The organism is Oscillibacter valericigenes (assembly GCF_021531915.1).
Lineage (GTDB): Bacteria > Bacillota > Clostridia > Oscillospirales > Oscillospiraceae > Oscillibacter > Oscillibacter valericigenes_A.
In genome coordinates, this window is record NZ_JAFBIV010000022.1 from 11,529 (window position 1) to 33,722 (window position 22,194).

Genomic DNA, 22,194 nt, shown 5'->3' on the forward strand with positions numbered 1-22,194 from the left:
CGGCGGTGTATTACAGTCATAACCATCCCAAACAGAACACATTTCATCTCAAGTGAGGCGCAGGGCTTCGGCCCTGCGCCTCAGGCTGTTCTGCATCTGTTGTAATGCCGCAAGTTTTTCCGTACCCTCCCGAAGGAAACGTTTGCATTTCCGCGTTTGATGTGCTATGCTAATTGTGTGCGTGTGTTGCCAGGCGGATACGGGTCCTGTATGACCGCCGCGGCCCCCGCTGGCCGGGCGCCGGTATGAAGCGCCGCCAGACGGGCAAACTGTCTTTACCAAAGCACAGCTGCATGCTGAAAGTCGTTTGAAGAGAGGGTCACCATCTTGACGAAATATATTGTACAGGGCGGAAAACCCCTGTTTGGAGAAGTAGAGATCAGCGGCGCAAAGAACGCCGCTGTTGCCATCATCCCTGCCGCCCTTCTGGTGGACGGCGTCTGCCGCATTGAAAACATTCCTCAGATTTCCGACGTCACTCTTTGTCTGAAGATCCTGGAGGGCCTGGGCGCCGGTATCCGCAGCATCAACCGCCACACGGTGGAGATCGACTGCAGCCGCATCCACTCCACCCGGACTAACTACGATATGTCCCGGAAGATCCGCGCCTCCTATTATCTGATTGGCTCCCTTCTGGGCCGTTTCGGGGAGGCGGAGGTCGCCATGCCCGGCGGCTGCAATTTCGGCGGCGTCCGGCCCATCGACCAGCATGTCAAGGGCTTCGCTGCCCTGGGTGCCAAGGTTTCCGTGGAGGGCGGCTTTATCCACGCTTCCGTGGGGGACCACCGCCTGAAGGGCACCAACATCTATCTGGATGTGGTGTCCGTGGGCGCCACCATGAACATCATGATGGCCGCCGTCATGGCTGAGGGCATCACCGTCATTGAAAACGCCGCCAAGGAGCCCCATATCGTGGACCTGGCCAACTTCCTGAACTCCATGGGCGCCAACATCCGGGGCGCCGGCACTGACACCATTAAAATTCACGGCGTGGAACGTCTGCGGGGCGGCAGCTATGCCATCATTCCCGACCAGATTGAAGCAGGCACCTACATGGCCGCCGTGGCCGCTACGGGCGGTCAGGTGCTGGTGAAGAACATCATCCCCAAGCACATGGACTGCATCACCGCCAAGCTGGTGGAAATGGGCGTGGAAGTGGAGGAGAACGAGGATACCCTCCTGGTTCGCCGCACCGGCAAGCTGCAGAAGACCAACATCAAGACCCTGCCCTATCCGGGCTTCCCAACCGACATGCAGCCCCAGATCACCACGGTCCTCTCCCTGGCGGAGGGCACCTCTCTGGTGACGGAGGGCGTCTGGGGCAGCCGCTACCGCTATGTGGACGAGCTCAAGCGCATGGGCGCCAACATCCAGGTGGACGACAAGACCGCCGTGGTGGAGGGCGTGGACCATCTCACCGGCGCCCCCATCCAGGCATACGATCTGCGGGCCGGTGCCGCCCTGGTCATCGCCGCCCTGGCCGCCCATGGCCGGAGCGAGATCACCCAGGTCCAATACATTGAGCGGGGCTACGAGGATATCATCTCCAAGCTGCGGGCCCTGGGCGCCGATATCCGCTCCGAGGAGGAGCCGGAGGAGGCGTCGGCCGCCAACGTGGGCTGAGCTGCTCCCCTTATTGAATTCTGATGTTTACGTCCGCTGAGGAGGGCGACCTTTTTGGCGTTCTCCTCAGCGGATGTTTTTTCACAAAAGCGAGGTATTTTTTTGACCACTGTACATACACTGGCCAGCGGCTCCTCCGGCAACGCGCTGCTGCTCTCCTGCGAAGACACCCATCTGCTGGTAGACGCCGGCATCTCCTGCCGCCGCATCACCGCCGGCCTGCGGGAGCTGGGCCTGAGCCCCATGGACCTGAGCGCCATTCTGGTGACCCACACCCACGGGGACCATATCTCCGGGCTGCCGGTTCTGCTGAAGCACACCGCCTGCCCCGTCCGCGCCCTGGACCGCACCTGCCGGGAGCTGGAATACCGGCTGGCGGGCATCGGAGATCGGCTGCTACCTCTGGCGTCCTGCGTATCTGAACCGATCGGCAGTTGTGCCGTCACCGCCTTCCCCACCTCCCACGACGCCCCCGGTTCCTGCGGCTACCGCTTTGACACGGAGGACGGCGGCGTGGGTCTCCTGACGGACACCGGCTTCGTCACCGACGAGGCGGCGGACATTCTGCCGGGGGTGGACCTTGCGGTGCTGGAGGCCAACCACGATGTGGAGTGCCTCCGCAGCGGACCCTATCCCTACTATCTGAAGCAGCGTATTCTGGGAACAGAGGGCCACCTCTGTAACGAGGATGCTGCCCGTTTTGCCGTGACCCTGGCGGAGGCCGGTGCGTCGGAGCTGATCCTGGCCCATCTCAGCAAGGAGAACAACACCCCCGCCATGGCCCGGAATGCCGTGGAGACGGCTCTTTCCGCCGCGGGATTCTTTCCCACCCTCTCCGTGGCGCCCAGGGACAGCCTGGGCCAGGTCCACATCGTATCCAGGAGGGCCGTATGCAAAAGGTGAGCATCATCTGCGTGGGCAAGATGAAGGAAAAATTTTATATCGACGCGGCGGCGGAGTACACAAAGCGCCTCTCACGCTTCTGCAAGCTGGAGATCCTGGAGCTGCCCGAAGAACGGCTGCCGGAGGACCCCTCCCCGGCCCAGATTGAGGCGGCACTGGCCAAAGAGGCTGATGCCATCCGGGCCAAGCTCCCGCCCTCCGCCTTCATCTTCGCCATGTGCGTGGAGGGCAAGCTGCGGTCCAGCGAGGACCTGGCCCGCCTCATGGCGGACAGCGCCAGCTGGGGCGGCAGCCACGTGGTATTTCTCATCGGCGGTTCCTTTGGGCTGCACCCCTCGGTGAAGGCCCTGGCCGCCGAAAAGCTCTCCATGTCTCCCATGACTTTCCCCCACCATCTGGCCCGGGTCATGCTGCTGGAGCAGGTCTACCGGGCATACCAGATCAACGCGGGGAGCAAGTATCACAAATAATAAGGTTTACATCCATTGGACAGAGATTGGAGGTACGACAACGAAAAAGGAATCTTCTCCCGCTTTATCCGATCAGGAGATTTCCAGGGCTTGGAAGAGAAAGCGGCTGGCGATTTATCCCTGTGTTGCCGCGGGGCTCATCCTGATGGTTGCCGTTTTTCTTCTGCGGGACAGCACGTTCGGGCTGCCGCTGATGGTAGCCGGAGCAGCTTTTGGCGTGATTGCCCGAGGGCTGAACACCTCCTGCCGCTGCTGTCCTCGCTGCGGACATATCAACGCTCCCGCGCAGGGCATTCTGCACGGCTTTACCTGCACGCACTGCGGGTATACCATTTCGGGTAAATAATGGTTGATTCATGTCACATCATTCAGCTGAACAAGCCGTCTTAAAAATCGCAAATTATAAGGTCGGGCTTTCCGTGCGTTTTGGAAAAGAGGGATTTTCTTGGAAAACGAAGCGCAAACCTCCACAAAGATGGCAGAACCCGCCATACGGAAGTCCATCGACGCCTGGGTGCGGCGCCGCCGTCTGCGGTACATCCTGGTTCCCGCAGGCATCCTGCTTCTGATTCTGGGACTTGCTCTGCGGCATACCGTGATCGGTAAGATCCTGGCAGTTCCGGGCGTGATCATCGTTGGAATGTACCGAAGCAGCGGCAGCCGCTGCCCTGTCTGTGGACATTACAACTATACACTGAAGGGCCGGGAGTACCACTGCCGTCTCTGCGGCTTTGACCACTACGATATCTGATCTTTCCCCGGCACGGGGCTGACGTTGTGACGACCTGATTCATGCAGTTACCAAAATCTAAGAGGAGGAACGAGAAAATGGATTTCATGAAAGAGTACGAAAAGTGGCTGGCCAGTCCCGCCCTGTCCGCTGACGAAAAAGCGGAGCTGGAAGCCATTCAGAACGATCCCAAGGAGATCGAGTCCCGCTTCTTTGACCAGCTGGCCTTCGGCACCGCCGGTCTCCGCGGCACCATGGGCGTTGGCCTGTACCGGATGAACGTCCACGTCATCCGCCACGCCACCCAGGCCTTCGCCGAGGTGGTGCTGGCCGAGGGGCCCGAGGCCGTGAAGCGTGGCGTGGCCGTCTGCTTCGACTGCCGCAACAACTCCGACATTTTTGCCCGGGAGGCCGCCTGCGTCATGGCGGGCAACGGCATCCCCGTGCGCCTGTTTGAGTCCCTGCGCCCCACCCCCGAGCTGAGCTTCGCCGTCCGGGAGTACGGCTGCATCGCCGGCATCAACGTCACCGCCAGCCACAATCCCAAGGAGTACAACGGCTACAAGGTCTACTGGGAGGACGGCGCCCAGCTGCCCCCCAAGCACGCCGACGAGGTGGCCAGGAAGATGCGGGAGCTGGACGTGTTCGGCTGCGTCAAAACCATGGACTACGACGCCGCCGTGGCGGAGGGGAAGATCACCCTCATGGGCGCCGAGACCGACGAGAAGTTCCTCGCCAACGTCATGGCCCAGGTCAACGACAAGGCTGTGGTGGAGAAGGTGGCCGACACCTTCAAGATGGTGTACACCCCCTTCCACGGCACCGGCTACAAGCTGATTCCCGAGGCTCTGAAGCGTCTGGGCATGAAGCACGTCATCTGCGTCCCCGAGCAGATGGTCATTGACGGTAACTTCCCCACAGTGGCCTCTCCCAACCCGGAAAACCCCGAGGGCTTCTATCTGGCGGTGGACATCGCCAAGAAGGAAGGCGCCGACTTCATCCTGGGCTCCGACCCCGACGCCGACCGGGTGGGCATCATGGTCAACACCGGCGACGGCGAGTTCAAGGTCATCTCCGGCAACCAGACCGGTGTTCTGATGCTGGACTACCTGATCGGCGCCATGAAGCGCGCCGGCAAGCTGCCCGAAAAGCCCGTGGCCCTGAAAACCATCGTTACCACGGAAATGGCCCGCAAGGTGGCCGAAGTCAACGGCCTCCAGAGCTATGACACCTTCACCGGCTTCAAGTTCCTGGCCCAGAAAAAGGACCAGTTGGAGGCCTCCGGCGAGGGCAAAGTCATCTTCGCCTACGAGGAGTCCTATGGTTACATGATGGGCGACTACGTCCGGGACAAGGACGCTGTCACCGCCTCCCTGATTCTTACCGAAATGGCCGCCTGGTACGCCGATCAGGGCATGACCCTGTACGACGCCCTGCAGGCCCTGTATAAGAAATACGGCTTCTACGCCGAAAAGACCATCAATCTGGTAATGCCCGGTCTGGACGGCCTGAAGAAGATGGCCGCCCTCATGGCCGGTCTCCGGGCTCAGCCCCCCGTGGAGATCGCCGGCGTGGCCGTCCGGGAGCAGAAGGATTATCAGGACGGCAGTGTGGTCTGCGTGGCAACCGGCGAAAAGACCACCATGGAGCTGTCCAACTCCAACGTGCTGCGCTATGAGATGGCCGACGGCACCAGCCTCATCGTCCGTCCCTCCGGCACCGAGCCCAAGGTCAAAGTCTACATCCTGGCCAACGGTGAGACCAAGGAGTCCTGCGACGAAAAGGTCGCCAAGTACGCCGACTGGGCAGATACTCTGAAAAACTGACCGATCCTGCGATGAACCGCCGCCCGAAACGGGCGGCGGTTTTTTTGCGTGCAGGTGCATATACTCTTTCTGAAACCATCAGAAAGGATGTGCCCGTATGGAACAGCATTACCCCTTTTCCCTGCCGCCCCTGCCCTACGCCTATGACGCTCTAACCCCCCAGCTGGATCAGCGGACCCTGCATTTCCACCACGACAAACACTTTGCCGCCTATGTGGACAATCTTAACAAGCTGCTCTCCGACCAGCCGGAATATCAGAGCTGGTCTCTGGAGCAGCTCTGCTGGGACTGGTGTCAGCTTCCGGATGACATCCGCCAGGGCGTCCGAAACAACGCGGGCGGCGTGTACAACCACGACCTGTACTTCAAAATCATGGCGCCCACCCCTGCTTCCACACCCTCCGGAGACCTGGCAGGTGCTATCACCCGGGACTTTGGGGACCTCCAGGCTCTGAAGGATGCCATGAAGGCCGCCGCACTGGGTCAGTTCGGCTCCGGCTGGGCCTGGCTGGTTTTTGACCGGGAGGGCCGCCTGTCCGTCCGGAAGACCGCCAACCAGGATACTCCCCTGCCCCTGTGCCCTCTGCTGACCTGCGACGTGTGGGAGCACGCCTACTACCTGCAATATCAAAACCGGCGGGCAGAGTATTTTGATAACTGGTGGCAGCTGGTGGACTGGCCCCAGCTCTCGGAGACCTACCGGCTCCGCCGGTCCACGCTTCCCCGCTGCCCGAACGACTGACGCGGCGCAGCAAAAAGCGGCGCGGATCGGGAGATCCGCGCCGCTTTCAGGCTCATACTCTATTTTCCCGATACTTTGCCGCCTGGTCTTTTGCCCGGTCCAGCATCCGCTCCAGTAAAGCCCTTGCAGAGTCCACCTTGCCGGCGTCGATCAAGTCAATGGCGTCCTCCAGAGGACCGCACAGCATCAAAAACTGCAAATCCTTCTCGCGCATTGTTTTTTCATCCATGAGAACGCCCCCTTCCTTCTTTCACGACTTACTTTACCACGTTTCCCTTTCATATCCTGTCGAAGCAGCATACCGAATTTCCTGTTTTTTCCATTCTCAATCTGTTGTATATGCCTTTTCTGAAAGTATTTCCAGCAGCACAATACTCGGTATTTTGCTGGAAGTCAAGCACTGTCTCGTCATTTTCCCTGTCTGCTCAGTTCATTCCGGACAGCACGCCCACGGCAGCGCCAAGTCTTTCAAAAAAGATATGGGAGGACTATTATCCCCCCCACTTTTAAAAAAAAGTCCACTATTACAATACTTTAGTATTTATTAAAAGTCAAGCTGAATTTTACAATTGTATTGTAATATCGGTCTCAAGGAGGGCATCTCCATGCTGCACGAACAGATCCGCCGCTTGCGCACGGCCCGCGGGATCACACAGGTCGAACTGGCCCACCGGCTGGGCGTCTCCAAGCAAAGTGTCTCCAACTGGGAGAGCAATAATATCCAGTCCTCCATCGAGCTTCTGGAAAAAATTGCGGACCTGTTCGGTGTCACGACGGACCATTTACTGGGCCGGGAGCCGCTGCAGATGCTAGATGTATCCGGCCTGACGGCGCAGCAGATCGTCCACCTGCAAATGCTGATAGAGGACCTGCGTCAAGGGAAACGTGAATCCTGAAAGCGGCGGCAAGTCCGCCGCTTTTTTGCACCAAGCTCCCGCCCCTCGGGGACAGCTGGGCTTGATTTGCAGGACTCTGCCCTCACCTGATTTTACATCCATTTTGATGCGCCGCAGCGCATGAAGTTTTATGGCTTTTGACGGCGAAAATCCGTTGACAACCATCCCCATTTCCGATAATATATCATGTTGAATGAAGACATAGAAGGAGAAGGATACATGAGCTTGCTGCTGACCGGCGGAGCCGTTTTTTTGAACGGAAGCTTTCAGAATATGGACCTTGCTATTGACCAGGGTCGTATTGTTTCCGTTTCCCCCTCTCAGGAGAACACCTCCGTCATTGAATTGCATAACCGTTTGATCGTCCCGGGTTTCGTTGATGTTCATGTTCATCTTCGTGAGCCTGGGTTTTCTTATAAGGAGACCATTTTCTCCGGCACGGCGGCTGCCGCCGCCGGCGGCTACACGGCGGTGTGCTCCATGCCGAATCTGAAGCCCGTGCCTGACAATGCCGATGCTCTTGGCGTACAGCTGGACCTGGTCCGTAAAAACGCCAAGGTCCGGGTCTATCCCTATGGTGCCATCACCCGGGGAGAGAAGGGCGAGGAACTGGCTGATCTGACTGAGATGGCCCCCGATGTGGCCGGCTTCTCCGACGACGGCCGGGGCGTCCAGTCCCGGGAGATGATGCGCCAAGCCATGCTGCTCGCCAAATCCCTAGACAAGCCCATCGTGGCCCACAGCGAGGACGAATCCCTGCTGACAAAAGGATGGGCCATCCACGACGGCGATTTTGCCCGGCGGAACGGTTTCCCCGGCAATGACCCCGCCAACGAGTGGAAGCAGGTGGAGCGGGATATTCAATTGGTACGGGAGACCGGCTGTCAGTACCACGTGTGCCATATCTCCACCAAGGAGTCTGTGGCCCTGATCCGGGCCGCCAAGGCCGAGGGGTTGCCCGTCACCTGCGAGACCGGCCCCCACTACCTGGTACTGTGCGACGAGGATCTGCTGGACGAGGGCCGCTTCAAGATGAATCCCCCCATCCGCTCCGCGGAGGACCGGGACGCCCTGGTGGCCGGACTGCTGGACGGCACTGTGGACTGTATCGCCACCGACCACGCCCCCCACAGCGCCGAGGAGAAATCCAAGGGCCTGCGGGGCAGCCTCAACGGCATCGTGGGGCTGGAGACCGCCTTCCCCATTCTGTACACCAATCTGGTAGAGACTGGCATCGTGCCGCTGGAAACCATCCTAAACGCCCTGTGCGTCAATCCCCGGAGAATTTTCGGTCTGCCCGGCGGCTCTCTGGAAGAAGGGCAGCCCGCCGATCTGACGGTGCTGGACCTGAACCGCCCTCATATCATCGACAGCAGCAGCTTCCGCTCCCTGGGCCGGGCCACTCCCTTTGACGGTTGGGGCGTGTCCGCCGCTGTCGCCATGACCATCTGCGGCGGGGAGATCGTCTACCATGACCTGAACACCCAGGAGGACATCGTATGAAAAAGTCTCTCTTTACCATGGAACACGCCCGGCAGCTGACGGAGGACACCTATGAGCTGGTGCTCTCCGGCGATACCTCCGCCATCACCGCCCCGGGCCAATTTGTGAATATTGAGCTGCCAGGCAAGTTCCTGCGGCGGCCCATCTCCATCTGCAACTGGACGGAGGACGCCCTGATGCTGCTGGTGAAAGTTGTGGGCGAGGGCACGAAGGAACTGGTGCGCTGCGTACCCGGCACGGAGCTGGATGTGCTCAGCGGTCTGGGCAACGGCTTTGACATGAACCTTGCCGGAGACCACCCGGTTCTGGCGGGCGGCGGCATCGGCATTGCGCCGCTGTACGGTCTTGCCCAGCGGATGCTGGAGCGGGGCCAGAATCCCACCATCGCCCTGGGCTTCCGCACCGGAAAAGACGCCTTCTATGTGGAGGAGTTCGCCGCCCTGGGCTGCCGGCTGCTGATTGCCACAGAAGACGGTTCCTTAGGCGTGAAGGGCTTTGTCACTGACTGTATCCAGGCCGTTCCGGAGTGCGACTATGTACTCTCCTGCGGTCCCCTGCCCATGCTGAAGGCTGTCCATTCCCTTCCCCAGCTCAAGGACGGGCAGTTCAGCTTCGAGGCCCGCATGGGCTGCGGCTTCGGCGCCTGCATGGGCTGCACCGTGCCCACCAAGGACGGCTACAAGCGGGTCTGCAAGGACGGCCCCATCCTGTATAAGGAGGAGATCGTATGGTGAATCTCGCTGTCAATCTGGCGGGCGTGGAACTGAAAAACCCCATCATCCCCGCCTCCGGCACCTTCGGCTATGGCCGGGAATACGCCGAACTGTATGACCTGAACATCTTGGGCAGCTTCTCCTGGAAGGGCACCACCGGGGAGGCCCGGCTGGGCAATCCCCAGCCCCGCATCGCGGAGATGACCGGCGGCATGCTGAACGCAGTGGGCCTGCAGAATCCCGGCATGGACGCCGTGATTGAAAAGGAAGTACCCAACATCGCAAAAATCTTTCAGGGACCTGTCATCGCCAATGTGGGCGGGTTCTCCCTGGAGGAATACGCCGAAAACTGCCGCAAGCTCAACGATGTGGAGCAGGTCAAACTTCTGGAAGTGAATATCTCCTGCCCCAACGTTCACGCCGGCGGCAGGAACTTCGGCTGCGACCCCAAGGCCGCCGCGGAAGTCACCCGTGCGGTGAAGGCCGTCACGGACAAGCCTGTTTTCATGAAGCTGACCCCCAATGTCACGGACATTGCGGAGATCGCCCGCGCCTGCGAGGATGCGGGCGCTGACGGCCTGTGCCTCATCAACACCCTGCTGGGCATGCGCATCGACCTGAAGTCCCGCAAGCCCATCATCGCCAACCGCACCGGCGGCGTCTCCGGCCCCGCCGTGTTCCCGGTGGCGCTGCGGATGGTGTGGGACGTGTATGAAGCCGTCAGGATTCCCATCATCGGCTGCGGCGGCGTGTCCTCCGCCGAGGACGCCGTTGAAATGATGCTGGCGGGCGCCACGGCTGTGGAAGTAGGCGCCGCCAACCTGAAAGACCCCTACGCCTGCAAAACCATTGTGGAAAACCTGCCTGCCGTCTGTGAACGGTTGGGCGTGACTGATATTTCTGAACTGACAGGAGGAGCACATCATGGCTAAAGACGTTATCATCGCCCTGGATTTCCCCACCCGTGAGGACACCCTGGCATTTCTGGACCGGTTCCCTGCCGGTGAAAAGCCTTTCGTGAAGATTGGCATGGAGCTGTTCTATGCGGAAGGTCCCCAGATCGTCCGGGACATCAAGGCCCGAGGCCACAAGATCTTCCTGGACCTGAAGCTCCACGACATCCCCAACACGGTCAAGCGGGCCATGAGCGTCCTCTCCCGGCTGGACGTGGACATGGTAAACCTCCACGCCGCCGGCGCCAGCGAGATGATGAAGGGTGCCCTGGAGGGCCTGACCCGGCCCGACGGCACCCGGCCCCTGCTGATCGCCGTCACCCAGCTGACCTCCACTGACGCGGCGGCCCTGAAAAACGAGCTGCTGATCGATGTGCCCATGGCGGAGACCGTCATGTCCTACGCCAAAAATGCCGCTGATTCCGGCCTAGACGGCGTGGTGTGCTCTCCCCTGGAGGCTGCTCTCGTCAAGGAGAAGTGCGGCGAAGACTTCATGACCGTCACCCCCGGCATCCGCTTTGCGGACAGCGCCGTGGGCGACCAGAAGCGTATCATGACCCCCGAAAAGGCGGGCAAGTCCGGCTGTGACTACATCGTGGTGGGCCGTCCCATCACCCAGGCAGAGGACCCCGTGGCCGCCTACCGCCGGGCCGTCAAGGATTTCTTTGGTTAATATTTTCATAGGAGGATTTTACATATGAGTCTGGAACACACCATTGCTCATGACCTGCTCTCCATCGGAGCGGTCTTCCTGCGGCCCGATGAGCCCTTCACCTGGGCCAGCGGCATCAAGAGCCCCATTTACTGTGACAACCGCCTGACCCTGACGGCCCCCACCGTCCGCACTCATGTGGAGGAGGGCCTGGTGGACCTGATCTGCAAGCACTACCCCGAGGTGGAAGTCCTGATGGGCACCTCTACTGCCGGCATCGCCCACGCCGCCATCGTGGGCCATCTCATGGGCCTGCCCATGGGCTACGTTCGCTCCGGCAACAAGGACCACGGCCGCCAGAACCGCATTGAGGGCAAGCTGCTGCCCGGCCAGAAGGTGGTCGTGGTGGAGGACCTGATCTCCACCGGCGGCAGCTGCATTGAGGTCGTCGAAGCCCTGCGGGAGGCCGGCGCCGAGGTGCTGGGCATCGTGTCCATTTTCACCTACGGTCTGCAGAAGGGTCTGGACCGCATGGCCGCCGCCAATGTCAAGAATTACAGTCTCTCCAACTTCGACGCGGTGTGCGAAGTGGCCGCCGACGAGGGAAAGATCCGTCCCGAGGACATCGACCGCCTGAAGAAGTTCCGGGCCAATCCCTCCGACGAGAGCTGGATCGGCTGAGAGGAGGAAGTATCATGTCCAGAAATCTGATCGACATTGTGGACCTGTCCGTGGAGGAGATCAATGAACTGATCGCCACCGCTGAGGACATCATCGAAAACCCTGTCAAGTACCAGGACGCCTGTGCCCACAAGCAGCTGGCCACCCTGTTCTTTGAGCCCTCCACCCGCACCCGCCTCTCCTTTGAATCCGCTATGCTGGGTTTAGGCGGCAGCGTGCTGGGCTTCTCCTCCGCTTCCTCCAGCTCCACCGCCAAGGGCGAGACCGTGGGCGACACCATCCACACCGTCAGCTGCTACGCCGACATCATCGCCATGCGCCACCCCAAGGAAGGCGCTCCCCTGGCCGCCGCCCAGGTGGCCGAGGTGCCCATCATCAACGCCGGTGACGGCGGCCACAACCACCCCACCCAGACCCTCACCGACCTGCTGACCATCCATCGGGAAAAGGGCCGTCTGGACAATTTCACCATCGGCTTCTGCGGCGACCTGAAATTCGGTCGTACCGTTCATTCCCTGGTGAACGCCCTGAGCCGCTATGAGAACATCAACTTCGTCCTCATCTCCCCCCTGGAGCTGAAACTGCCCCGCTATGTGAAGGAGGAGGCCCTGAAAAAGAAGGGCATCCCCTACACCCAGACCACCGATCTGGAATCCGTCATCCCCCAGCTGGACATTCTGTACATGACCCGCGTCCAGAAGGAGCGCTTCTTCAACGAGGAGGACTACCTGCGCTTGAAGGACAGCTACATCCTGACCCCGGAAAAGCTGGAGACTGCCAAGCCGGACCTGTCCATCCTGCACCCCCTGCCCCGTGTCAATGAGATCTCCGTGGCGGTGGACAAGGATCCCCGGGCCGCCTACTGGCGCCAGGTGAAGAACGGCAAGTTCATCCGCATGGCCCTGATCCTCAAGCTGCTGGGCATCGAAGTGTAATTCTTTTTCTTGAAAGAAAAAGAACCAAAAAAACTTTATTGCGTTACCAAGTCTTAATCTCCTCCAACTCTTACGCTCGACAACGAAAGCCTCTAAAAAGGAGTAACATATGAATATCGACAGCATCCAAAACGGCGTGGTCCTGGACCACATCCAGGCCGGCAAAAGCATGGACATCTACAAGTACCTCCATCTGGACGAGCTGGACTGCCAGGTGGCGATCATCAAAAACGCCCGCAGCGAGCACATGGGCAAGAAGGACATCATCAAGATCGACTATCCCCTGGACCTGGATCTGGACGTGCTGGGCTACATTGACTCCAACATTACCGTCAACATTATCCGTGACGGCAAGCGGGTGGAAAAGAAGCACCTGGAGCTGCCCCACAAGCTGGTGAATGTCATCCACTGCAAGAACCCCCGCTGCATCACGGTCAGCGAGTCCCAGCTGGACGCTATCTTCCTGCTGAGCGACCCTGTGAAGCACACCTACCGCTGTGCTTACTGCGAAACGGCCATCGACAAGAAGTTTTAAAAATCAAAAAAGAAGGACCTGTTCCCCAGGGAACAGGTCCTTCTTTTTTGACAGTCTTTACAACCCCCGCCATTCTTCGGGGCGCAGGCGGCTCAGGTCGTGCTCGGCCGCGTCGATAGTCCGGAGCATGGCTTCCTGGTCGCCGTTGAGGGTCCCCTTCAGCACCAGGTAGTTGCTGGCATGGTTCATGCGGAACACGCTGCCGGGGCTATCCAGGTTCTCCACCAGCAGGCGGGTCTCCTCCAACACCTGGGGCTGGGTCAGAAGCTGGAATTTACCCTCACGAACCCAGTCGTACAGGGGCGTGCCCGGCTCCACCATCAGCGTCAGCATGCCGATATACTCCGGGTTCATGGCATTGAAGGCCTTTGCAGTCTCGATGGCGTGCTGCTCCAGCAACTCCGGTCCGCCCAGGCCGGTGATGGCGGTGACGGACAGGGCAATGCCGTTCCGGCGGACCTTCCGGCCCATCTCGATGATCTCCGCCGCCGGGTGGCCCTTCCGCATCAGCTTCAGAACCTCGTCACTGCCGGACTCCAGGCCCATATAGACCATGGTAAGTCCCTTGGCCCGGAGCGTCTGCAGTTCCTCGTCGGTGCGGATGCGGATGGAGGCAGGCGAGGCGTAGCTGGTGACCCGCTGGCACTCCGGGAACAGCTCCCGGATAGTGTCCAGAATGGTGTACAGCTCGGAGGCCTTCCGCACCAGGGCGTCGCCGTCCGCCAGGAACACCTTGTCCACATGGCGGTATCTTTGACGGGCCATGTGGAAGTCCTCCAGCACCTCCTCCAGAGGCCGCAGGGCAAACCGCTTTTCCTTATACATGCTGCAGAAGGCACAGGTATTGTGGCTGCATCCGTAGGTCACCTGGACGATAAGGCTGTACGCCTCAGAGGGGGGGCGGTAGACGGCTCCGTAATATCTCATAGGCCTAATTTCTCCAGTGCGGCCAGCTTCAGGCAGACACACAGCACGGCGATGGCCTGCTCCAGTTCCTCGACCGGGGGCAGAGACGGAGCAATACGGATATTGCTGTCCTGGGGGTCCTTGCCGTAGGGGAAGGTGGCGCCTGCGCTGGTCATGGTGACGCCGGCCTCCTTGCACAGCGCCAGGGTCCGTTTGGCAGTACCGGGCATGGCATTCAGGGAGACGAAGTAGCCGCCCTTGGGACGGCGCCAGTCGGCAATACCGGTGGGAGCCACCTCCCGGTCCAGTGTCTCCACCACGCAGCGGAACTTGGGTCCCATGATGGTCGCCCGCTGGCGCATCATCTCCAGCATATGCGCCTTGTTCTGCAGAAACAGCACCTGCCGCTGCTGATTGACCTTGTCAAAGCCGATGGTCTGGATGTCAATGAGCTTCTTCATGTAAGCGATGTTTGCCTCGGAGCAGGCAAAGCAGGCAATGCCGGCGCCGGGCAGGGTGATCTTGGAGGTAGAGAAGAACTCAAAGACCATGTCAGGATTGCCATTCTCGGCGCACAGGGCCAGCATATCGGGGAAGGGAATAAAGTCCCCCTCAAACTCGTGGATGCAGTAGGCGTTATCCCACATGATGAGGAAGTCGGGCGCGGCGGGCTTCAGGGCCGCCATGCGGTGAATGACCCGGTCGGAGAAGATGATGCCCTCAGGGTTGGAGAACTTGGGCACACACCAGATACCCTTCACGGCGGGGTCCTTCACAGCCTCCTCCACGGCATCCATGTCAGGGCCTTCATCGGTCATGGGGATGGAGACCAGCTCAAAGCCGAAAGTCTCGGTGACCTTGAAATGGCGGTCATAGCCGGGCACGGGGCACAGCCACTTGACAGTCTCCTCCTTGCACCAGGGGCGGGGGCTGTGCAGCAGGCCGTGGGTATAGGCCTTGCTGATGGTATCATACATCAGCTGCAGGCTGGAGTTGCCGCCCACAAATACCTGCTCCGGGCGGCAGCCCAGAACCTCCGCAAAGAGCCGCTTGGCAGAGGGGATACCGGTCAACTCACCATAGGTCCGCACATCGATGCCGTCGGTGACATAATCGGCGGGATCACGCATCAGATCAAAAATACCGTTGGCCAGGTCGAGCTGCTGCTTGCTGGGCTTACCGCGGGCCATGTTCAGATTCAGGCCCTTTGCCTTCAGGTCATCGAATTCCTTCTGCAGGCGGGCGTATTCCGCCTTGCGTTCTTCCGCACTCATCTGTGAGTATGTCATGGTGAGTCATCCTTTCCTTTTGTGGTATTGAAATTGTTATACAGTATACCTTATATTCCGCATTCCTTGCAAGATGTGTTTCATTGTCAAATTCCACACAAAAATTCACGCCTTTGCCGGTTTTTTCCGGCGAAGGCGTGTTTTTTGCGAAATCGCTTCTTCTTTATCAGGTTGCATTTATCAGGCTGCACTACCGAAGGTCATCCGGCGCAGTTCTCCGCCCCATCGGCAGTTCCGGCACAGGCAATGGTGAGGTCATTGGGCTCCACCGTCGCACCAAACCGGATAGGAACGGTCACGCAGACCCGCTGGGTGACCGTCACGAGACAGGCCGCGCCGTCTGTCGCCGTCTCGCAGTCGACCCGGGGCGACCCCTGACATGTAACGATTGCTGCACCCACGGTGGCCGTAGGGGTCAGCGTCAGCGCCTGGGCAACGTCCACACACTGCATTCCGACCTTACTGCATCCCCCCACAGGGCAGGATTCCTCCCCCTGATAGGGCAGGATGGGCTCATGCTCATAGGCCTCATTGATTCTCAAAAGGATCCCCTCGTTTCCCGAAAATTGTACCCAACAGGATACGCTCCATTCTATGCGGAATCCCCGTCCTGCGTTCCGGGAGGCCCCCTCGGGTATCAGGCGGCAGGCATCTGCCCCAGCCTGGGCTCCCTTGTGAAGCGCAGGCAGCATTCCCTATGAAAAAACACTTTCCCCATGATTCCGAAATGTGTTATACTGTATAAAAGTCATGTAAATTCTCAGGAAAGAAAGGCGAACACAGCACGATATGGACGAAAAGCAGGAACAGAAATTTCAGGAGATGACCACCGCGCCCGTGGGGCGTCTGATCTGCAGACTGGCGGTCCCCTGCATTATCAGCATGCTCATCACCTCGTTTTACAACATGGCGGATACCTTCTTCGTGGGCATGCTGAAGAGCAATGCGGCCACCGGCGCCGTTGGCGTGGTGTTCTCCATGATGGCCATTATCCAGGCCACCGGCTTCTTCTTCGGCCACGGCAGCGGCAACTTCATCTCCCGGGAGCTGGGCAAGCACAACCATGAGGACGCCTCCAATATGGCCGCAACCGGCTTCTTCTCCGCTCTGGCCTTCGGCCTGCTGATCTGCATACTGGGACAGCTGTTTCTGGAGCCTCTGGCCTATCTGCTGGGTTCCACGGACACCATTTTGCCCTATGCCAAGGCCTATCTGCGGGTCATTCTCCTGGGCGCCCCCTGGATGACGGCCTCCCTGGTGCTGAACAATCAGCTGCGCTTTCAGGGCAGCGCCTTTTACGGCATGATCGGCATTGCCAGCGGCGCGGTGCTGAATATCGGGCTGGACCCTCTGCTGATTTTCGTCTTTGACCTGGGGGTGGCCGGCGCCGCCTGGGCTACCATCATCAGCCAGTTCGTCAGCTTCTGCCTGCTGCTGGCAGGCTGCTCCAGAGGCGGCAACCTGCGCATCCGCATCTCCCGGGTCCAGCTGAAATGGTCCTACTATGCCATGATCGTCAAGGGCGGCCTGCCCTCCCTGGCCCGCCAGGGGCTGGCCAGCGTGGCCACCATCTGTCTGAACCAGGCGGCCCGCCCCTTTGGAGACGCCGCCATCGCCGCCATGGGCGTGGTGCAGCGCATCGCCATGTTCGGCGCCTCCGCCATGATCGGCTTCGGCCAGGGCTTCCAGCCCTTCTGCGGCTTCAACTACGGTGCCAGGCTCTATGACCGGGTGAAAAAAGCCTTCTGGTTCTGCTTCAAGAGCTCCACCGCCTTCCTGCTGGCGGTCTCCGCCCTGGGCTTCGCCTTTGCCCCCCAGCTTGTGGCCCTGTTCCGGGATGACCCGGAGGTCATTGCCATCGGCACCGCCGCCCTGCGGTTTCAGTGTCTCACCTTTGCCGCCCACGGCTGGGTGGTCATGAGCAATATGATGCTCCAGACCATCGGCCGTACGGTGCCTGCAACTTTCCTGGCTATGGCCCGCCAGGGGATCTTCTTTATTCCCCTTGTGTGGATTCTCTCCTCCACCTTGGGCCTCTTGGGTATCCAGATGACCCAGATGGTCTCCGATCTTCTGACTCTGGCCTGCGCCATTCCCATTCAGCTTCACTCGCTGCGGACTCTGGACCGGCAGGATCGGTCCGGTCTGTGAGGTCCGTGAACCGCAATAACAGGCAGCCGCCCCCTCGCGGGGCGGTTTTTTCCTCTCCCAACGCAAACGCTTGCGTTATCTTTTGTGAAAACGCTATTCTTTTTATAGTATGATTTGTTGAAAATGTCAATTTTTCTAAAGGCTCTTGACTTTATACATACTTTCATCCATAATGTGCACAGTCCAAGGAAGAAAAACCTTGGTTTTTATTTCCCCTATTTTCGAAAACGTTTGCGAAGAAAGTACTATTTATCTTAGAGAAGGGATGTGTAAAAACAACCATGGCACTGTCCTTCTGGATCCTGATTGCGCTGGTCTTTGTATTTACGTATGTAAACGGCTTCCACGATGGATGCAATGTCGTTGCCACCCTGATTGCCAGCCGCGCCATGAAACCCCACCCGGCCCTGGCCTGGGCCGCTGTGGTGGAGCTGCTCTCCCCCTTCGCCATTCTGGTGGTGGGCTCCAGCGTATCCGACACCATAAAAAAATTGGTAGGCGAATCCTTCTACACTGACCCCGCCATGCGCAGTACGGCGCTGGCCTTTATCACAGCAGGCATCCTGGCCGCTATTCTGTGGAACGTCACCACCTGGCGGTTCGGTATCCCGGCGTCCTCCTCCCACGCGCTGATCGGCGGCGTGGTGGGTGCAGGTCTGGCGGCTTTCGGCACCGGCGCCATCTCCTGGAGCTACTTCTGGGGAAAGGTGGTCCTGATGATCTTCCTGACCCCCGTCATCAGCTTCATTGTTGGCTTCCTGATTCTGAAGCTGCTCCTGCTGCTGACACGAAACGCCGGTGTGGGCATCAACAAATTCTTTACATACGCCCAGTGGTTTAACATGACCTTCCTGGCTTTCAACCACTCCTTCAACGACTCTCAGAAATCCATCGGCATCGTGATGATCCTGCTGGGCATTTACGGCGGCAGCGTGGACGCCATTCCCGTGTGGGCCATTGCCTGCGCCGCGCTGTGCCTGTCCTGCGGCATCGCTTTCGGCGGCTTCAAGATCATCAAAACCGTGGGCACCGGAATCTACAAGGTCCAGCCCATCCATTCCTTCGCCTCTCAGCTCACCGCCGGCGCTGTGATCCTGTCCGCCTCCCTGCTGGGCGCCCCTGTGTCTGCCAGCCAGATCGTGTCCTCCTCCATCATGGGTGTGGGCTCTGCAGAGCGGTACAAGGCCGTCCACTGGAACGTGGCGAAAAAAATCCTGCTCTCCTGGTTCATCACCATCCCCATCGCCGGTACGCTGGGTGCCATTCTCTACTTTGGATTCTCTATGATTTTCTGACAAAGAGGTGTGTTACACAATGTTTAAACGGAAAGAAAGTCTCAATTTCTATGCTCTTCTGATCCAGCAGGCCCAGGTCATCCGCGACGCAGTGGCGGCCCTTTGTGCCTTCTGTGAGGATCCCACCCAGGAAAAGGGCGATTTCGTCAAGGTCAAGGAAAAGGAAGCTGACACCATCCGCCGTCAGCTGGTGGAAGACATCAACCGCACCTTCATCACCCCCATTGACCGGGACGACCTCTATCGTCTCTCCACCTCCATCGACGATCTGGCCGACTACGCCTGGACCACGGTGAAAGAAGTCCGCATCTATGATATCCAGCCCGACGAACACCTGCTGGCCATGTCCAGAACACTGCTGCAGATGGCCGATGGCCTGTTGATCTGCATGCAGAAGCTGGAAAAGGACCACGCCGGCGTGGCCGCAGAGGCCACCAAGGTCAAGAAGCTGGAAAACGCCCTGAACGTACAGTTCCATCAGTCCATCGCAGAGCTGTTCGAGACTGATGATATCAAGAAGATCCTGAAATATCGGGAAATCTACAGCCATATGAACCATGCCGCGGACAAGGGCGATTTCAGCGCCGACATTCTGCTGGACATCGTGGTCAAGCTCTGATTCGTTTCCCCGCAGTGCGGTCCAACGCCGTACTGTCTTTTCTCCTTCCTTCCAATGCACAAGCCCCACGCTTTTTAAGCGTGGGGCTTGTGCATTGGGGGCTATAAAAAAGTTCCGGTTTTCCTTGTTAAAAAGCAAACGTTCATTGACTATCCGGTATGTTCTGCTGTAAAATACAGTCAAGGATGCTTCAAACCCATGGCAAACGATTACCTGCGTTTGTGTGTCCCTACACAGCCTCCCTTCTTCCAAGGGGAGCGGCGTATTCCATGATTTTGCGCTCCGCTCTTTTCCGGGGCCCGGCGCTCATTTTGAAAAGGAAAGGAAGACACACCCCATGAACGAGAAAAATGTGAAAGTTCTGGCGGCCGAGATCCGGCTGGAGACCCTGAAGGTCATCCACTCCCGCGGTTTCGGTCATGTGGGCGGCTCCATGGACCTGGCGGACCTGATGGCCGTTCTGTACGGCGAGGTCATGAAATTCGATCCCAAGAACCCCCGTTGGGAGGATCGTGACTGGCTGGTCCTGTCCAAGGGTCATGCCGGCCCCGTGGCTTACGCAACCTTCGGCCTGATGGGCTTCTATCCCATGGAGGAGGCCTATACTCTGAACCAGCCCGGCACCAAGTTCCCCAGCCACACTGACCGGAAGCTGACCCCCGGCGTGGACCTGACCACCGGCTCTCTGGGCCAGGGCGTCTCCACCGCCACCGGCGCGGCTCTGGGCAACAAGATCGACGGCCGTGACAACCACGTGTTCTGCGTCATCGGCGACGGCGAGGCTGACGAAGGTCAGGTCTGGGAAGGCCTGCACTTTGCCTATGCCCACAAGCTGGACAACATCATTTACTTCATCGACAACAACGGCTATCAGCTGGATGGCCCCACCGACGACATCCTGGCCCACGGCAGCCTGGCCAAGAAGGCCGAGGCCTTCGGCCTGTACACCCAGGAGATCGACGGCCACGACGTGAAGGCCATCTACGACGCCATCCAGAATGCCTACGCCAAGAAGGGCGTGCCCAGCTGCATCGTTCTGGACACCTGCAAGGGCAAGGGCGCAACCTTTGCCGAGCCCAAGCACGATCACTCCTCTCAGCCCAACGAAGAGCAGTGGGCCGAGGCTCTGGCCGCCGCTGAGAAGGCTCTGGAAGACGCCAAGAACGCTTAAAGGAGGGAAAGAACGATGAACGTGAAACTGATTGGTGAGCACAAAAAAGATTCCCGCGCCTGCCGCGACGGTCTCGCTCTGACCCTGAACGAGATGATGGCGGAGGACAAATCCATCTGCTATGTGGACTGCGACCTGATGGGCTGCATCAACACCAAGATGCTGCGCAAGAATTATCCCGACCGTGCCTTTGAGGCCGGTATCGCCGAGGCCAACGGCGCCGGCGTAGCCGCGGGCCTTGCCGCCACCGGCAAGAAGGTGTTCTATCACTCCTTCGGCACCTTCTCCTCCCGTCGTTGCTACGACCAGATCTACATGTCCGCCGCTTACGCCGGCCTGACCGTCCATGTGCTGGCTTCCGATGCCGGCGTCACCGCTGCCTTCAACGGCGGCACCCATATGCCCCTGGAGGATGCCGGTATGTACCTGAGCATCCCCGAGACCACCGTGCTGGACCCCGCTGACTACGATCAGCTGGCCAGCATCACCCGCCAGCTGCCCTCCATCACCAAGGGCGTGACCTTCACCCGTTTCGTCCGCAAGGGCATCATCCAGGTCTACGGCGAGGGCTCCGAGTTTGAGATTGGCAAGGGCGTTGTCCTGCACGAGAGCGACAACGATGTGGCCACCATCATCACCTCCGGCATCATGGTGGATGAGAGCCTGAAGGCCTATGAGGCTCTGCAGGCCGAGGGCATCAACGTCCGCGTCATCGACATGTTCACCTGGAAGCCCCTGGACGAGGAGCTGGTCATCAAGGCCGCCAAGGAGACCGGTGCTATCGTCACCGCCGAGAACCACAACGTCACCTGCGGCCTGGGTTCCGTGGTCGCCAACTGCCTGGCCAAGAACTGCCCCACCATCCAGGAGTTCGTGGGCGTTCAGGACCTGTTCGGCCAGGTCGGTCCCCAGGACTTCCTGATGGACACCTATGGCCTGCGTGCCGCCAACATCGTGGAGGCCGTGAAGAAGGCTGTCGCCCGCAAGTAATTCCGTTGACTGCTGTCCCGGCGGCAGCCGGGACAGTGTCAAAATAATTTTATAAATCAAAGGAGAGTTGATTCCAATGGCTAAAGCAATGGACGCTTTTTCCGCCTCTCTGATGGCCGATAAGCGCGAGATCATTTTCGCTCCCACCGTGTACAAGTTCCAGAACTTCGCCCAGATGGCCGAGGAGTTCAAGCTGAACGAGCGGGACGTGGTCCTGACCAACGAGTTCATCTACAAGCCCTTCATGGAGGAGCTGGGCCTGAAGTGCCAGTTCGTGTTTCAGGAGAAGTTCGGCGCCGGTGAGCCCTCCGAGGCCATGATCCAGACCATGTACGACGCCATCCCCTATGACAGCTATGACCGTGTCATCGCCGTCGGCGGCGGCGCCATCATGGACCTGTGCAAGCTGCTGGGCTGCAAGCGTCCCGACACTGTGCACAACCTGTACTTCAAGCGCTTCCCCGTGATCCACGAGAAGGACGTTATCGCCATCCCCACCACCTGCGGCACCGGCTCTGAGTGCACCAACATCTCCGTGGCCATCGTCAAGGACGAGAAGGACGGCGTGCTGACCGGCGGCGAGACCAAGCTGGGCCTGGTTTCCGACGACA

General features: G+C 59.5%; 24 protein-coding genes. 20 read left to right on the forward strand and 4 right to left on the reverse strand.

From position 1 onward, the window contains the following. Positions 1–327: 327 nt before the first annotated feature. From JQM66_RS11190 to JQM66_RS11215, 6 genes are all read left to right on the forward strand, one after another. Positions 328–1,623, forward strand: coding sequence for a UDP-N-acetylglucosamine 1-carboxyvinyltransferase (locus tag JQM66_RS11190; protein WP_235229956.1), 1,296 nt, complete (start codon positions 328–330; stop codon positions 1,621–1,623). A 102-nt stretch (positions 1,624–1,725) separates the two neighbouring features. Further along, a complete protein-coding gene (locus JQM66_RS11195) occupies positions 1,726–2,526 on the forward strand; it encodes an MBL fold metallo-hydrolase (protein WP_235229957.1) in 801 nt (266 codons plus the stop codon). Next, positions 2,514–2,996: a 23S rRNA (pseudouridine(1915)-N(3))-methyltransferase RlmH gene (gene rlmH, locus JQM66_RS11200; protein WP_235229958.1), complete on the forward strand. Its 483-nt coding sequence runs from the start codon at positions 2,514–2,516 to the stop codon at positions 2,994–2,996. The genes JQM66_RS11195 and rlmH overlap by 13 nt, the downstream gene beginning before the upstream one ends. 445 nt (positions 2,997–3,441) lie before the next feature. Continuing rightward, entirely contained in the window at positions 3,442–3,747 is a 306-nt protein-coding gene (locus JQM66_RS11205; RefSeq protein ID WP_235229959.1) for a transposase, read from the forward strand. Positions 3,748–3,824: 77 nt separating this feature from the next. Then, positions 3,825–5,552, forward strand: a complete 1,728-nt coding sequence (locus JQM66_RS11210) for a phospho-sugar mutase (protein ID WP_235229960.1) — start codon at positions 3,825–3,827, stop codon at positions 5,550–5,552. Positions 5,553–5,649: 97 nt separating this feature from the next. Then, positions 5,650–6,294 carry a superoxide dismutase gene (locus tag JQM66_RS11215; RefSeq protein ID WP_235229961.1) on the forward strand — a complete coding sequence of 215 codons (645 nt, stop codon included), beginning with the start codon at positions 5,650–5,652 and terminating at the stop codon, positions 6,292–6,294. A 52-nt stretch (positions 6,295–6,346) separates the two neighbouring features. Here JQM66_RS11215 and JQM66_RS11220 read toward each other — a convergent pair whose 3' ends face one another. Then, the gene (locus JQM66_RS11220) at positions 6,347–6,523 is read right to left on the reverse strand and encodes a hypothetical protein (RefSeq protein ID WP_235229962.1); all 177 of its coding nucleotides are present in this window, start codon (positions 6,521–6,523) and stop codon (positions 6,347–6,349) included. A gap of 376 nt (positions 6,524–6,899) precedes the next feature. Here JQM66_RS11220 and JQM66_RS11225 point away from each other — a divergent pair, with 376 nt between their 5' ends. From JQM66_RS11225 to JQM66_RS11260, 8 genes are all read left to right on the forward strand, one after another. Beyond that, a complete protein-coding gene (locus tag JQM66_RS11225; protein WP_235229963.1) occupies positions 6,900–7,190 on the forward strand; it encodes a helix-turn-helix transcriptional regulator in 291 nt (96 codons plus the stop codon). A 219-nt stretch (positions 7,191–7,409) separates the two neighbouring features. Next, positions 7,410–8,693: a dihydroorotase gene (locus JQM66_RS11230; protein WP_235229964.1), complete on the forward strand. Its 1,284-nt coding sequence runs from the start codon at positions 7,410–7,412 to the stop codon at positions 8,691–8,693. Further along, entirely contained in the window at positions 8,690–9,427 is a 738-nt protein-coding gene (locus JQM66_RS11235) for a dihydroorotate dehydrogenase electron transfer subunit (RefSeq protein ID WP_235229965.1), read from the forward strand. Before JQM66_RS11230 ends, JQM66_RS11235 begins: the two co-directional genes overlap by 4 nt. Beyond that, on the forward strand, positions 9,421–10,338 hold the full coding sequence (locus JQM66_RS11240; protein ID WP_235229966.1) for a dihydroorotate dehydrogenase: 918 nt from the start codon (positions 9,421–9,423) through the stop codon (positions 10,336–10,338). The genes JQM66_RS11235 and JQM66_RS11240 overlap by 7 nt, the downstream gene beginning before the upstream one ends. After that, on the forward strand, positions 10,331–11,032 hold the full coding sequence (gene pyrF / locus JQM66_RS11245) for an orotidine-5'-phosphate decarboxylase (RefSeq protein ID WP_235229967.1): 702 nt from the start codon (positions 10,331–10,333) through the stop codon (positions 11,030–11,032). Before JQM66_RS11240 ends, pyrF begins: the two co-directional genes overlap by 8 nt. Before the next feature lie 24 nt (positions 11,033–11,056). After that, positions 11,057–11,692, forward strand: coding sequence for an orotate phosphoribosyltransferase (pyrE, locus tag JQM66_RS11250; protein ID WP_328284139.1), 636 nt, complete (start codon positions 11,057–11,059; stop codon positions 11,690–11,692). A gap of 14 nt (positions 11,693–11,706) precedes the next feature. Then, positions 11,707–12,627 carry an aspartate carbamoyltransferase gene (gene pyrB, locus JQM66_RS11255; RefSeq protein WP_235229968.1) on the forward strand — a complete coding sequence of 307 codons (921 nt, stop codon included), beginning with the start codon at positions 11,707–11,709 and terminating at the stop codon, positions 12,625–12,627. 109 nt (positions 12,628–12,736) lie between these two features. Next, the gene (locus tag JQM66_RS11260; protein WP_235229969.1) at positions 12,737–13,162 is read left to right on the forward strand and encodes an aspartate carbamoyltransferase regulatory subunit; all 426 of its coding nucleotides are present in this window, start codon (positions 12,737–12,739) and stop codon (positions 13,160–13,162) included. Positions 13,163–13,219: 57 nt separating this feature from the next. Here JQM66_RS11260 and JQM66_RS11265 read toward each other — a convergent pair whose 3' ends face one another. From JQM66_RS11265 to JQM66_RS11275, 3 genes are all read right to left on the reverse strand, one after another. Beyond that, positions 13,220–14,089 (reverse strand): radical SAM protein, encoded by an 870-nt coding sequence (locus tag JQM66_RS11265; RefSeq protein ID WP_235229970.1) that lies wholly within the window; start codon positions 14,087–14,089, stop codon positions 13,220–13,222. After that, the gene (locus JQM66_RS11270) at positions 14,086–15,357 is read right to left on the reverse strand and encodes a PLP-dependent aminotransferase family protein (protein ID WP_235229971.1); all 1,272 of its coding nucleotides are present in this window, start codon (positions 15,355–15,357) and stop codon (positions 14,086–14,088) included. Before JQM66_RS11270 ends, JQM66_RS11265 begins: the two co-directional genes overlap by 4 nt. Before the next feature lie 200 nt (positions 15,358–15,557). Further along, positions 15,558–15,899 (reverse strand): hypothetical protein, encoded by a 342-nt coding sequence (locus tag JQM66_RS11275; protein WP_235229972.1) that lies wholly within the window; start codon positions 15,897–15,899, stop codon positions 15,558–15,560. A gap of 247 nt (positions 15,900–16,146) precedes the next feature. Here JQM66_RS11275 and JQM66_RS11280 point away from each other — a divergent pair, with 247 nt between their 5' ends. The 6 genes from JQM66_RS11280 to JQM66_RS11305 form a co-directional block, all read left to right on the forward strand. Continuing rightward, positions 16,147–17,508 (forward strand): MATE family efflux transporter, encoded by a 1,362-nt coding sequence (locus JQM66_RS11280; protein WP_235229973.1) that lies wholly within the window; start codon positions 16,147–16,149, stop codon positions 17,506–17,508. A gap of 281 nt (positions 17,509–17,789) precedes the next feature. Then, positions 17,790–18,803, forward strand: a complete 1,014-nt coding sequence (locus JQM66_RS11285; protein WP_235229974.1) for an inorganic phosphate transporter — start codon at positions 17,790–17,792, stop codon at positions 18,801–18,803. A 19-nt stretch (positions 18,804–18,822) separates the two neighbouring features. Next, a complete protein-coding gene (locus tag JQM66_RS11290; protein WP_235229975.1) occupies positions 18,823–19,422 on the forward strand; it encodes a DUF47 domain-containing protein in 600 nt (199 codons plus the stop codon). Between the two features lie 337 nt (positions 19,423–19,759). Continuing rightward, positions 19,760–20,593: a transketolase gene (locus tag JQM66_RS11295; RefSeq protein WP_235229976.1), complete on the forward strand. Its 834-nt coding sequence runs from the start codon at positions 19,760–19,762 to the stop codon at positions 20,591–20,593. Between the two features lie 15 nt (positions 20,594–20,608). Beyond that, positions 20,609–21,583 (forward strand): transketolase family protein, encoded by a 975-nt coding sequence (locus JQM66_RS11300; RefSeq protein WP_235229977.1) that lies wholly within the window; start codon positions 20,609–20,611, stop codon positions 21,581–21,583. A 76-nt stretch (positions 21,584–21,659) separates the two neighbouring features. Further along, on the forward strand, positions 21,660–22,194 hold a 535-nt coding region (locus tag JQM66_RS11305), incomplete at its 3' end, for an iron-containing alcohol dehydrogenase (RefSeq protein WP_235229978.1).